Consider the following 12,238-nt stretch of genomic DNA (forward strand, 5'->3'; position numbering starts at 1 on the left):
ACACAATGCAGGGTTCTGTGACAGAGTTTCTAAAACCGCGCCTGGTAGATATCGAGCAAGTGAGTTCGACGCACGCCAAGGTGACCCTTGAGCCTTTAGAGCGTGGCTTTGGCCATACTCTGGGTAACGCACTGCGCCGTATTCTGCTCTCATCGATGCCGGGTTGCGCGGTGACCGAGGTTGAGATTGATGGTGTACTTCATGAGTACAGCACCAAAGAAGGCGTTCAGGAAGATATCCTTGAAATCCTGCTCAACCTGAAAGGGCTGGCGGTGAGAGTTCAGGGTAAAGATGAAGTTATTCTTACCTTGAATAAATCTGGCATTGGCCCTGTGACCGCAGCCGATATCACCCATGACGGGGATGTCGAAATCGTCAAGCCGCAGCACGTGATCTGCCACCTGACCGATGAGAACGCAGCTATCAGCATGCGTATCAAAGTTCAGCGCGGTCGCGGTTATGTGCCGGCTTCTGCCCGAATTCATTCGGAAGAAGATGAGCGCCCGATCGGCCGTCTGTTGGTCGACGCCTGCTACAGCCCTGTAGAGCGTATTGCCTACAATGTTGAAGCAGCGCGTGTAGAACAGCGTACCGACCTGGACAAGCTGGTCATCGAAATGGAAACCAATGGCACAATCGATCCTGAAGAGGCGATTCGTCGTGCGGCAACCATCCTGGCAGAACAACTGGAAGCTTTCGTTGACTTACGTGATGTACGTCAGCCGGAAGTGAAAGAAGAGAAACCAGAATTCGATCCGATCCTGCTGCGCCCTGTTGACGATCTGGAATTGACTGTCCGCTCTGCTAACTGCCTCAAGGCAGAAGCTATCCACTATATCGGTGATCTGGTACAGCGTACCGAGGTTGAGTTGCTGAAAACGCCGAACCTGGGTAAAAAATCTCTTACTGAGATTAAAGACGTGCTGGCCTCACGTGGTCTGTCTCTGGGCATGCGCCTGGAAAACTGGCCGCCGGCAAGCATTGCTGACGAGTAACCGGATCACAGGTTAAGGTTTTACTGAGAAGGATAAGGTCATGCGCCATCGTAAGAGTGGTCGTCAACTGAACCGCAACAGCAGCCATCGCCAGGCTATGTTCCGCAACATGGCAGGTTCTCTGGTTCGTCATGAAATCATCAAGACGACCCTGCCTAAAGCGAAAGAACTGCGTCGCGTAGTTGAGCCGCTGATTACTCTTGCCAAGACTGATAGCGTTGCTAATCGTCGTCTGGCATTCGCCCGTACTCGTGATAACGAGATCGTGGCAAAACTGTTTAACGAGCTGGGCCCGCGTTTCGCGAGCCGTACCGGTGGTTACACTCGCATTCTGAAGTGTGGCTTCCGTGCAGGCGACAACGCGCCGATGGCATACATCGAGCTGGTTGATCGTGCTGAGCCGAAAGCAGAAGCAGCTGCAGAGTAATTTGCAGTAAAGTAAAAAAACCCGCCTCGGCGGGTTTTTTTATATCCCCTCTCCCCCCATCCTATCTACAATAGCCGTATTCTTTCTGTTCAACTCAGCGGAGTGTTGTCATGTGGTTACTGGACCAGTGGGCTGAGCGTCATATTACAGACGCACAGCGTCGAGGTGAGTTTGACAATCTTCCGGGACAGGGTGAGCCACTGGTGCTTGATGATGACTCTGCTGTTCCTGAAGAGTTACGCTCTGGTTACCGGCTCTTAAAGAACGCTGGATGCCTGCCGCCAGAGCTTGAACAACGTAAAGAGGCGATAGCGCTGGCGGATATCCTGAAAGGTATTCGCCGTGAGGATGTTCGCTACCAGGAACTAAGTCGTCGATTAACGCTGTTAGAGCTCAAACTCCAACAGGCTGGTATCAATACGGACTTTCTGCGCGGCGATTATGCTGAAAAGCTGATGCAAAAAATCAATGAGGAGTAGCGATGTACCGGATTGGTGAACTGTCTAAACTGGCTGGCGTCACCCCTGACACCGTCCGTTATTATGAAAAGCAGCAGATGATGAGTCACGACGTGCGTACCGAAGGCGGCTTTCGTCTGTACACGGTGGACGATCTTCAGCGCCTGAAGTTTATTCGCTACGCACGTCAGCTTGGTTTTACCCTTGAGTCGATCCGCGAACTGCTTTCGATCCGTGTCGATCCGGAGCACCATACCTGTCAGGAATCAAAAAGCATCGTCCAGGCAAGACTCAGTGAAGTCGAGTCGCGCATCGAAGAACTTCAGTCGATGCAGCGCGCATTAAAGCAGCTCAATGATGCCTGCTGCGGTACGGCGCATAGCAGTGAGTTTTGTTCGATACTTGGGATCCTCGAGCAGGGGGCCGGTGCATCGTAAAATCGCCGTTGAAATTTTACACAATGAGATCTACACTCGCCGCGTTTAATTAACCCAATCAGGAGATTGTTATGAGCCGCTATCAGCATACGAAGGGGCAGATCAAAGATAATGCCATTGAGGCGCTGTTGCATGACCCGCTGTTTCGCCAGCGTGTTGAGAAAAATAAGAAAGGGAAAGGAAGCTATTTGCGGAAGGAAAAACACGGTAAACAATATGGTCGGGAGGCCAGTGGCAAACAAGCGATGCGCTTTTTTACCACTGGCTTTCTGCTTTCTGTAGCCTGATTAAGAACGGTTGTTTTGTTCTTTCAGCAGATCACGAATTTCGGATAGCAGCACTTCTTCTTTTGTTGGCGCCGGCGCGGCCGCGGGTTCTTCTTTCTTACGATTGAGTTTATTCATCAGCTTAATCGCCATAAAGATAGCGAAGGCAACAATGATAAAATCAAACACATTCTGAATGAAGACGCCGTAATGCATCACGACCGCAGGGATATCACCTTGCGCATCACGTAGCGTAACGGCAAACTGTTTGAAATCAATCCCACCAATTAATAGCCCCAACGGTGGCATGATAATGTCCGCCACTAAAGACGACACGATCTTACCAAACGCCGCACCAATAATGACACCCACTGCCAAATCGACAACATTTCCTCGCATCGCGAATTCGCGAAACTCTTTAATAATGCTCATTTTATTCTCCCTTGTGCTAGCTGACGTTTATAAGTTTAACAAATGTTTATTTAATTTCCATTAGTGATAATAAATATGAAGGTATTAATTAACCCTTAAATAATAGAAGGTTAATAAAAAAGCGCTCTATTGAGCGCCTTTGGGAAATTAAAGGAAGAAAGGACTGGGCTGGAACAGGCGTTCGACGTCGGAAATATATTTTTTATCGGTCAGGAACATAATGACGTGATCGCCTTGTTCAATACGCAAATTGTCATTCGCAATCATGACGTCATTTCCACGCACCACCGCGCCAATAATGGTGCCTGGAGGCAGTTTAATTTCGTCAATCACTCGCCCAACTACTCGCGAAGTACTTTCATCGCCGTGTGCGACGGCTTCGATGGCTTCAGCAACACCGCGGCGTAGCGACGAAACGCCTACGATATCGGCTTTACGTACGTGGCTAAGTAGTGCAGAGATGGTGGCCTGCTGTGGTGAGATCGCAATATCGATCACGCTGCCCTGAACCAGATCGACATAAGCGCGACGCTGGATCAACACCATCACTTTCTTGGCACCCATTCGTTTAGCCAGCATCGCCGACATGATATTGGCTTCGTCATCGTTGGTGACGGCAATAAACAGATCGACCTGATCAATGTGCTCTTCCGCCAACAGCTCTTGATCCGAGGCATCGCCAAAAAAGACGATGGTATTTTGCAGTTTCTCTGCCAGTTCGGCCGCTCGCTGTTGATTACGTTCAATCAGCTTCACGCTGTAATCTTTTTCCAGCCTGCGTGCTAACCCCGCACCGATATTACCACCGCCAACCAGCATGATGCGCTTGTAAGGTTTCTCCAGACGTTGGAGCTCACTCATTACCGCGCGAATATGTTGTGATGCGGCGATAAAGAAGACTTCATCACCGGCTTCGACAATAGTGGAACCCTGCGGGCGAATCGGGCGGTCATGGCGGAAAATCGCCGCAACGCGGGTATCAATGTGCGGCATATGCTCACGCATTGTTGAGAGCGCATTACCCACTAGCGGGCCGCCGTAGTAAGCCTTCACCACCGCCAGGCTAACTTTTCCTTCCGCGAAGTTCACCACCTGCAGTGCGCCGGGGTACTCGATCAGACGGTAGATATTGTCGATAACCAATTGCTCGGGAGCGATCAGATGATCGATCGGTACGGCATCGCTGTGAAAGAGCTTATCGGCGTCGCGTACGTAGTCCGGTGAGCGGATTCGTGCAATACGGTTTGGCGTATTGAATAACGAGTAGGCCACCTGGCAGGCGACCATATTGGTTTCATCCGAACTGGTTACCGCGACCAGCATATCGGCATCGTCGGCACCGGCTTCACGCAAAACGCGGGGGTGAGAAGCATGGCCTTGTACCACGCGAAGGTCGAATTTATCCTGCAGGCTGCGCAAGCGCTCGCCGTTAGTGTCAACGATCGTGATGTCGTTGTTTTCCCCGACCAGGTTTTCCGCCAGCGTTCCGCCGACTTGTCCGGCGCCCAGAATGATAATTTTCATCAGTTGCGACCCGTTATTTCATCACTTTTTGATTAGCTTAGCGTAGAAGAAGCCATCACCTTCTTCGGCACCCGGTAAATTCTGTTGCCCTGGCTGCTCAGGCGTACCGGTTTCACGCAGTTCAGCATCCGGTGTGCGGGAGAGAAACGCGGCGATTTGCTGCTGGTTTTCTTCCGGCAGAATGGAACAAGTCGCGTATACCAGCGTACCACCCGGCTTCAGGTGTGCCCAGGTTGCGTTAAGGATCTCGGCCTGCAGCTGTGCCAGTTCGGCAATATCACGGTCGCGGCGCAGCCATTTGATATCCGGGTGGCGACGGATTACCCCGGTAGCGGAACACGGTGCGTCCAGCAGGATGCGATCGAACTGTTGATCGCCGCACCATTGTTCAGGATAGCGTCCATCACCTTGTTTCACCGTCGCCTTCATGCCCAGCCGTTTCAGGTTGTCATACACGCGTGACAGGCGTTTCTCGTCGACGTCGACGGCCAATACATTGGCCTGCGGCGCGACTTCCAGAATGTGAGTGGTTTTGCCGCCCGGCGCACAACACAGGTCAAGGATTTGCTCGCCGTCTTCCGGCAGCAGGTAGTTTACGCACCCTTGAGCGGAAGCATCCTGCACGGTCACCCAACCTTCGTCAAAACCTGGGAGGGCGTGTACAGGCGCTGGCGTTTCCAGACGCACCGCGTCCGGGTAATCGGGATGCGGGAATCCCGTCATACCGGCTTCCGTTAGCAGATCAAGCCAGGCGTCGCGTGAGTGGTGAGTGCGGTTAACACGCAGCCACATCGGCGGGCGCTGGTTATTGGCCTCAAGGATGCTTTCCCACTGCTGCGGATAGGCCGCTTTAATGCGTTTTACCAGCCAGGAAGGATGAAGGAAGCGCAAATCGGTTTGTGAGAATTCAGTTAGCAGCTCTTCCTGACGGCGCTGGAACTGACGCAGTACGCCGTTGATCAGCCCTTTCAACTGCGGACGCTTTATGACGACTGCCCCTTCAACGGTTTCCGCCAGCGCGGCATGCGGCGGAATACGGGTATGCAGCAGCTGGTAGAAGCCCACCATGATCAGGTAATGGACGGTGCGCTGTTTGCCCGTCATCGGGCGTTCCATCAGCTGTTGGATCATCCACTCAAGCTGGGAAAGTGTGCGCAACACGCCGAAGCACAGCTCCTGAAGCAGCGCTTTGTCTTTATCGGCCACTTTTTGCTGCATGGCGGGCAGCACATTGCTTAGCGACTGTCCCTTCTCGACGACCTGTTCAACGGCCTGGGCCGCCATACTGCGTAAATTAAGATGTTTTTTCATAACCGTAAAAATAAAAATGCCCGGAGACTCCGGGCTTTAAAAAGGTACCAACCGTCAGAGTAGACGGTTTCCGGGCTCGAACCACTCCCGGCGCGAGTTAAGCAGATCCTGAGCGCTCATGGCCTTCTTACCCGCTGGTTGCAGCGAGAGAAGATTGAGGATGCCGTCGCCGGTCGCGACCTGAATACCCTGGCGGGTGGCTTCGAGGATGGTCCCCGGCTCGGCGCCAGCGTGTTTGTCAATCACCGAAGCCTGCCAGATTTTGACCGGCTGCTCGTCGATAACGATGTAGCTCATTGGCCACGGATTAAAGGCGCGGATGCAGCGTTCCAACTGAGCGGCGCTGAGCGTCCAGTTAACACGGGCTTCTTCTTTGCTCAGCTTCTCAGCATAGGTAACCAGAGTTTCATCCTGCACTTCCGGTGTCGCCGTGCCGGTTGCCAGCAAATGTAGCGTGTGCAGCAGGCCCTGCGGGCCAAGCTCAGCCAGCTTATCGTAAAGGCTGGCGCTGGTGTCTTCAGGGGTAATCGGGCAGGAAAGCTTATGCAGCATATCGCCGGTATCCAGGCCCACGTCCATCTGCATGATGGTCACACCGGTTTCGCTGTCACCGGCCCACAGCGAGCGCTGAATTGGCGCGGCACCACGCCAGCGTGGGAGCAGAGAACCGTGAACGTTGATGCACCCGAGGCGCGGCATAGTCAGCACGGCTTTCGGCAGGAGAAGCCCATAAGCGACGACGACCATGACGTCAGCCTGTAGATCCGCAACCAGCTTCTGATTTTCTTCAGGACGCAGCGAGGCTGGCTGAAAGACTGGAATGCCTTTCTCTTCCGCCAACACTTTTACCGGGCTTGGCATTAGCTTCTTACCGCGGCCGGCAGGGCGCTCTGGTTGGGTAAATACGCCAACGACCTGGTGCTCAGACGACAACAGCGCGTCAAGATGACGCGCTGCAAAATCAGGAGTACCCGCAAAAATAATACGTAGGGAATCTGACACGTTAATCCTTATCCTTAGGCACGCGCGTTCAGGCGATCCAGTTTTTCAACTTTCTGACGAATACGTTGCTGCTTTAACGGCGACAGATAATCGATAAACAGCTTACCGACTAAGTGGTCCATTTCATGCTGAATACATATAGCCAGCAGGCCGTCAGCTTCCAGCTCAAAGGGGTTACCATCACGGCCAATGGCGCGAATTTTCACGCGTTCGGCACGAGGAACCAGCGCCCGCTGTTCCGGAATAGACAGGCAGCCTTCTTCAATGCCGGTATCGCCGTCTTTTTCCAGTAGTTCTGGGTTGATCAGCACCAGCTGTTCGTCACGATTCTCAGAGACATCGATAACGATAATACGCTGATGGATATCGACCTGGGTCGCCGCCAGACCAATCCCTTCTTCGGCGTACATGGTTTCGAACATATCGTCCACGATACGCTGGATTTCGTCATTCACTTCTTTTACCGGCGCAGCGACTTTGCGAAGACGCTCGTCCGGGATATGTAATACTTGCAAAACTGCCATAAATATCCAGAGTTCTGTTCAGGAGTAGGAAAGATTATTACCTCTATTCTAGACAAAACCCCCTCTAATTGACAGAGTCACTGACCAATCGCAAAGATTGCTAATGCCGCATGTGGCAAGGGGGAACGGATGTCACCCGAGGAACTCGCCTTTCGTTTGTTAAAGGTGAATGATTTGTATGGCGATGGCATGCTGAACGCGCTGTGTGCGTTGCGTCAGGAAACTCGCATTACCCATCAAATGCTCTATGTTTTGGGCTTCAGCCTTAAACAGGCCGAACGTTTTTTCGCGTTTTCACCCGCAGAGATGGAGGCCGCCAACCGTTGGCTGGCGGAATCAGACAACCATCTTTTATTTGCGGATTCTCCCTTGTACCCGGAACCGCTTCGCGCCATTAGCGATTACCCGGCAGTATTGTGCGTACGCGGGAATCTGGCATTGCTGCATTCCCCACAGCTCGCCGTTGTGGGGAGCCGGCAACACTCTCTGTACGGTGAGCGCTGGGGGCGCTATTTGTGTGAATCGCTAGCGAAGATGGGAATTACGATTACCAGCGGTCTGGCGCTAGGTATTGATGGGGTTGCCCATCGGGGGGCGTTGCAGGCTGGCGGCAGCACGATAGCGGTCCTCGGCAGCGGGCTGAATCATATCTATCCCCATCGGCATCGGTCACTGGCGCAGAGCATTGTGGAACACGGCGGGGCGCTGGTGTCAGAATTCCCGCTTATGGCGACGCCTGCGCCTTATCATTTCCCGCGGCGTAACCGTATTATCAGCGGGTTAAGTCGCGGCGTATTGGTTGTGGAAGCCGCGTTGCGAAGCGGTTCGTTGGTGACGGCGCGCTGCGCGCTTGAACAGGGGAGAGAGGTGTTCGCTATCCCCGGGCCGCTTGGTCATCCGGGCATGGAGGGGCCGCATTGGCTTATCAAACAGGGAGCGATTACCGTCACGGAGCCTGAGGATATTCTGGCGCTTTTTCCGGGATTAAACAGACATTTGTCCGAACGAGCAAAAATGGCAAATTATTGTGCAGATAAGGAATCCGTAGCATTGCCATTTCCTGAGCTCCTGGCTAACGTAGGAGATGAGGTAACACCTGTTGACGTCGTCGCTGAACGTGCCGGCCAACCTGTGCCAGTCACCGTGGCCCAGCTACTTGAACTGGAGTTAGCAGGATGGATCGCAGCTGTACCCGGCGGCTATGTCCGATTAAGGAGGGCAGGCCATGTTCGACGTACTAATGTATTTGTTTGAGACCTACATCCATAACGAAACAGACATGCGCGTAGATCAGGACAAACTGACTCGGGATCTTACCGATGCGGGGTTCGAACGTGAAGACATCTTCAACGCGCTAATATGGCTGGAAAAGCTCGCCGACTATCAGGAAGGCCTCGTAGAACCGATGCAGCTGGCATCAGATCCTCTTTCCGTGCGTATTTTCACACAGGAAGAGAGTCAGCGTCTGGATGCAAGCTGCCGAGGATTCCTGTTATTCCTGGAGCAGATTCAGGTGCTGAACCTCGAAACGCGGGAAATGGTTATTGAGCGCGTGCTGGCTCTGGATACCGCAGAGTTTGAGCTGGAAGAGCTGAAATGGGTCATTTTGATGGTTCTGTTCAATCTTCCGGGCTGTGAAAATGCGTATCAACAAATGGAAGAATTACTCTTCGAGACGAATGAAGGTATGCTGCATTAAATCATTTTGTGGCATCAAGAGTTGTTATGGTCAAATCAGCACTGTTTTCGGTGCCTAAACACGAGCCCTGTCCACAGTGCGGGGCCGAACTGGTCATACGGTCCGGTAAACACGGGCCGTTTCTTGGCTGTTCCCATTATCCGGAATGCGATTACGTTCGTCCCCTGAAAAGTCAGGCGGATGGTCATATCGTTAAAATTCTGGAGGGGCAACTGTGTCCCGAGTGTGGCGCCGTTATGGTGCTGCGTCAGGGGCGCTTTGGCATGTTCATCGGATGTAGTCAGTATCCGGAATGTGAACACACTGAGGTTATTGATAAACCTGATGAAACGGCGATTTCCTGTCCCGCCTGCCAGCAAGGGCATCTGGTGCAGCGCCGCTCTCGTTACGGCAAAACCTTTCATTCCTGCGATCGTTACCCGGAATGTCAGTTCGTCATTAACTTCACACCGGTTGCGGGGGAGTGCCCCGAGTGCCACTACCCGCTGCTTATCGAAAAGAAAACGGCGCAGGGCGTAAAGCGTTTTTGTGCCAGTAAACAATGTGGAAAGCCGGTTCCGGCGAAACAAATCAGTGAATAAAAACCTGCCATCAGAGGCCGTACAGCGTGCGGTTGTTGCTCTGAATAATAAAGAAGTCATCGCCTATCCAACCGAAGCCGTGTTTGGCGTAGGTTGCGATCCTGACAGTGAAGAAGCGGTAATGCGCCTGCTGGCGTTAAAACAGCGTCCGGTAGAAAAGGGGCTGATCCTGATTGCCGCAAGTTTTGAACAACTTCAACCGTATATTGACGACAGTCAGTTGACCGACGAGCAGCGTGCCACGGTCTTTGCCCGTTGGCCTGGGCCGGTGACGTTTGTCTTCCCCGCGAAGCCAACGACTCCCGCCTGGCTGACCGGCCGCTTTAACTCGCTGGCCGTTCGCGTCACCGATCACCCGGTGGTCATTGAACTCTGTCAGGCCTATGGCAAGCCTTTGGTGTCGACCAGCGCGAATCTGACCGGTTTGCCTCCTTGTCGCACCACGGCAGAAGTGCTTGCCCAGTTCGGTGATGATTTCCCGGTGGTGGATGCGCCGACCGGTGGGCGGATGAATCCGTCAGAAATCCTCGATGCCCTGACGGGTGAACGTTTTCGCCAGGGGTAAAGAATGGAAAGCTACGTCGTTTTTGGTAACCCGATTGCCCACAGTAAATCGCCGTTCATCCATCAACAGTTTGCCGAGCAGCTGAACATCGTGCATCCGTATGGTCGCATGTTAGCGCCGTTGGATGGTTTCGTTACTGCGCTGGAAGCTTTTTTCCTGCAGGGCGGTAAAGGGGCGAACGTCACGGTGCCTTTTAAAGAGGAGGCGTTTGCCCGTGCTGATGAGCTCACCGAGCGCGCGGCTCTGGCGGGGGCGGTAAATACGCTGAAGCGCCTGGAGGATGGGCGAATCCTCGGTGATAACACCGATGGTATTGGCCTGTTGAGCGACCTGGAACGACTTGGGCTGATTAAGCCCGGCTATCGTGTTCTGCTGATTGGCGCTGGCGGCGCGGCGCGCGGGGTGCTGCTGCCGTTGCTTTCGCTGGATTGTAACGTCACCATCACTAACCGTACCCACGCGCGGGCGCAAACGCTCGCCGAACTGTTCCGCCATACCGGCAGCGTTAGCGCGCGGCCAATGTCTGAGCTGGACGGGTATGAGTTCGACCTTATCATTAATGCTACATCCAGCGGCATCTCTGGCGAGACTCCGCCAATCCCGGTATCGCTACTGGGCCCGCAGGTGTGCTGCTATGACATGTTTTATCAGCAGGGCAATACGGCCTTTCTGTCCTGGTGCATTCAGCATGGTGTAAAACGCTATGCTGATGGATTGGGGATGCTGGTGGGTCAGGCGGCGCACGCCGTTTTACTGTGGCACGGGGTTTTGCCGGACGTTGAACCGGTGATCGCGTCCCTCAAACGTGAGCTGGGCGTATGAATCAGGCGATCCAGTTTCCCGACCGCGAAGAGTGGCGTGCCGATCTCGAAAGCATTTGTTTTCCTGTGCTGGTGAACGGTATGCAGCTAACGTGTGCATTAAGTGCAGAAACGATGACTCGTCGCTTTGGCGGCGATAACCCGCAGCAATGGCTCGCGTTGTTTAGCGAGAATCGCTGGGATCTTGAAGAAGAAGCCAGCGATCTGATTCGCGATCAGCAGGAAGACGCTCAGGGTTGGGTCTGGTTGTCCTGATCCAGATAGTCATCTTTCCATTTCACATAGTTATTGGCCGAATAGCGTAATCCCTCGATTTCGGCCTCTTTTAATGGTCGAATCTGTTTGACCGGACTACCCAGATAAAGATATCCACTTTCCAGACGCTTATGTTGTGGTACCAGGCTACCCGCGCCGATCATGACATCGTCTTCAACGACCACGCCATCCAGCAGAATCGACCCCATACCGACCAATACCCGATTACCGATGGTGCAGCCGTGCAGCATCACTTTATGACCGACGGTAACGTCTTCGCCAACGATGAGCGGATTACCTTCCGGGTTCCTGGCTGACTTATGTGTCACATGGAGGACGCTACCATCCTGGATATTACTGCGTGCGCCAATCTGGATATAGTTAACGTCGCCGCGCGCGGCAACCAGGGGCCAGATGCTGACATCATCCGCCAGACGAACGTCGCCGATGATTGCGCAGGTAGGGTCAATCATCACGCGCTGGCCGATGACGGGGAATAAATCTTTATAGCGGCGTAAAACGGCTGACATGTTTACCTCATTAAAACGGTGTCATGGTGGGATTCTTTCTCATTATCGGCCCAATTCTGGGGTTTCTCATCTCAAAAATTAAGCAAATTGCATACTTACAGAGCGAAAAGTGTGAAAAAACGGCACTTAGAAAAAAAGTTGAGAAAAGGGGTTGTGCAAAAAACAAAGTTCCCTATAATGCGCACCCACTGAGACGGCAAACGTGAATCACTTCACACTAAGTAGCCGGGTTGGTTGAAGAGAAAAACCTGAAAATGAGGGTTGACTCTGAAAGAGGAATTGACTCTGAAAGAGGAAAGCGTAATATACGCCACCTCGCGACAGAGCGCTAAAGCGCGTCGCAACTGCTCTTTAACAATTTATCAGACAATCTGTGTGGGCACTCGAAGATACGGATTCTTAACGTCGCAA

16 protein-coding genes and 1 pseudogene are annotated in these 12,238 nt (G+C 53.0%); 11 read left to right on the forward strand and 6 right to left on the reverse strand.

Features of this window, described 5'->3' with window-relative positions:
- Positions 1 to 5 precede the first annotated feature (5 nt).
- The 5 genes and pseudogenes from GY169_RS02570 to GY169_RS02590 all read left to right on the forward strand — a co-directional run bounded on the left by GY169_RS02570 (position 6) and on the right by GY169_RS02590 (position 2,711).
- Complete coding sequence (locus GY169_RS02570; protein WP_002919219.1) at positions 6 to 995, forward strand: DNA-directed RNA polymerase subunit alpha; 990 nt, start codon at positions 6 to 8, stop codon at positions 993 to 995.
- 40 nt (positions 996 to 1,035) lie between these two features.
- Complete coding sequence (gene rplQ, locus GY169_RS02575; protein WP_064541646.1) at positions 1,036 to 1,422, forward strand: 50S ribosomal protein L17; 387 nt, start codon at positions 1,036 to 1,038, stop codon at positions 1,420 to 1,422.
- A gap of 110 nt (positions 1,423 to 1,532) precedes the next feature.
- Positions 1,533 to 1,901 (forward strand): DUF1992 domain-containing protein, encoded by a 369-nt coding sequence (locus tag GY169_RS02580; protein ID WP_167574926.1) that lies wholly within the window; start codon positions 1,533 to 1,535, stop codon positions 1,899 to 1,901.
- Positions 1,902 to 1,903: 2 nt separating this feature from the next.
- The gene (gene zntR, locus GY169_RS02585) at positions 1,904 to 2,317 is read left to right on the forward strand and encodes a Zn(2+)-responsive transcriptional regulator (RefSeq protein WP_163446629.1); all 414 of its coding nucleotides are present in this window, start codon (positions 1,904 to 1,906) and stop codon (positions 2,315 to 2,317) included.
- Between the two features lie 71 nt (positions 2,318 to 2,388).
- Positions 2,389 to 2,711: pseudogene (locus GY169_RS02590) on the forward strand (alternative ribosome-rescue factor A).
- On the opposite strand, the gene mscL reads toward GY169_RS02590, so the two are convergent.
- From mscL to def, 5 genes are all read right to left on the reverse strand, one after another.
- Positions 2,605 to 3,015 carry a large-conductance mechanosensitive channel protein MscL gene (gene mscL / locus GY169_RS02595; protein WP_064541658.1) on the reverse strand — a complete coding sequence of 137 codons (411 nt, stop codon included), beginning with the start codon at positions 3,013 to 3,015 and terminating at the stop codon, positions 2,605 to 2,607. The pseudogene GY169_RS02590 and the gene mscL overlap by 107 nt on opposite strands.
- Positions 3,016 to 3,162: 147 nt before the next feature.
- Positions 3,163 to 4,539 carry a Trk system potassium transporter TrkA gene (trkA, locus tag GY169_RS02600; RefSeq protein WP_064541661.1) on the reverse strand — a complete coding sequence of 459 codons (1,377 nt, stop codon included), beginning with the start codon at positions 4,537 to 4,539 and terminating at the stop codon, positions 3,163 to 3,165.
- Between the two features lie 21 nt (positions 4,540 to 4,560).
- Entirely contained in the window at positions 4,561 to 5,850 is a 1,290-nt protein-coding gene (gene rsmB / locus GY169_RS02605; RefSeq protein WP_167574927.1) for a 16S rRNA (cytosine(967)-C(5))-methyltransferase RsmB, read from the reverse strand.
- A gap of 54 nt (positions 5,851 to 5,904) precedes the next feature.
- A complete protein-coding gene (gene fmt, locus GY169_RS02610) occupies positions 5,905 to 6,852 on the reverse strand; it encodes a methionyl-tRNA formyltransferase (RefSeq protein WP_167574928.1) in 948 nt (315 codons plus the stop codon).
- Between the two features lie 14 nt (positions 6,853 to 6,866).
- A complete protein-coding gene (gene def, locus GY169_RS02615) occupies positions 6,867 to 7,376 on the reverse strand; it encodes a peptide deformylase (RefSeq protein WP_064541669.1) in 510 nt (169 codons plus the stop codon).
- Positions 7,377 to 7,505: 129 nt separating this feature from the next.
- Here def and dprA point away from each other — a divergent pair, with 129 nt between their 5' ends.
- Genes dprA through GY169_RS02645 form a run of 6 tightly spaced genes read left to right on the forward strand, consistent with a single transcriptional unit; the run spans position 7,506 to position 11,297 of the window.
- The gene (gene dprA, locus GY169_RS02620) at positions 7,506 to 8,630 is read left to right on the forward strand and encodes a DNA-protecting protein DprA (RefSeq protein ID WP_167574929.1); all 1,125 of its coding nucleotides are present in this window, start codon (positions 7,506 to 7,508) and stop codon (positions 8,628 to 8,630) included.
- Positions 8,602 to 9,075, forward strand: coding sequence for a DUF494 family protein Smg (smg, locus tag GY169_RS02625; protein ID WP_163446617.1), 474 nt, complete (start codon positions 8,602 to 8,604; stop codon positions 9,073 to 9,075). Before dprA ends, smg begins: the two co-directional genes overlap by 29 nt.
- Positions 9,076 to 9,101: 26 nt before the next feature.
- A complete protein-coding gene (locus GY169_RS02630; protein WP_163446615.1) occupies positions 9,102 to 9,656 on the forward strand; it encodes a type I DNA topoisomerase in 555 nt (184 codons plus the stop codon).
- Entirely contained in the window at positions 9,649 to 10,221 is a 573-nt protein-coding gene (gene tsaC / locus GY169_RS02635; RefSeq protein WP_163446613.1) for an L-threonylcarbamoyladenylate synthase type 1 TsaC, read from the forward strand. Before GY169_RS02630 ends, tsaC begins: the two co-directional genes overlap by 8 nt.
- A gap of 3 nt (positions 10,222 to 10,224) precedes the next feature.
- A complete protein-coding gene (gene aroE, locus GY169_RS02640; protein WP_167574930.1) occupies positions 10,225 to 11,043 on the forward strand; it encodes a shikimate dehydrogenase in 819 nt (272 codons plus the stop codon).
- Positions 11,040 to 11,297 (forward strand): DUF1488 domain-containing protein, encoded by a 258-nt coding sequence (locus GY169_RS02645; RefSeq protein ID WP_163446609.1) that lies wholly within the window; start codon positions 11,040 to 11,042, stop codon positions 11,295 to 11,297. The genes aroE and GY169_RS02645 overlap by 4 nt, the downstream gene beginning before the upstream one ends.
- On the opposite strand, the gene GY169_RS02650 is transcribed toward GY169_RS02645, so the two are convergent.
- Entirely contained in the window at positions 11,273 to 11,827 is a 555-nt protein-coding gene (locus GY169_RS02650) for a gamma carbonic anhydrase family protein (protein WP_163446607.1), read from the reverse strand. The genes GY169_RS02645 and GY169_RS02650 overlap by 25 nt on opposite strands.
- Positions 11,828 to 12,238 lie beyond the last annotated feature (411 nt).

It is taken from the genome of Kluyvera genomosp. 3 (genome assembly GCF_011765685.1).
Taxonomy (GTDB): Bacteria; Pseudomonadota; Gammaproteobacteria; order Enterobacterales; family Enterobacteriaceae; genus Kluyvera; species Kluyvera georgiana_A.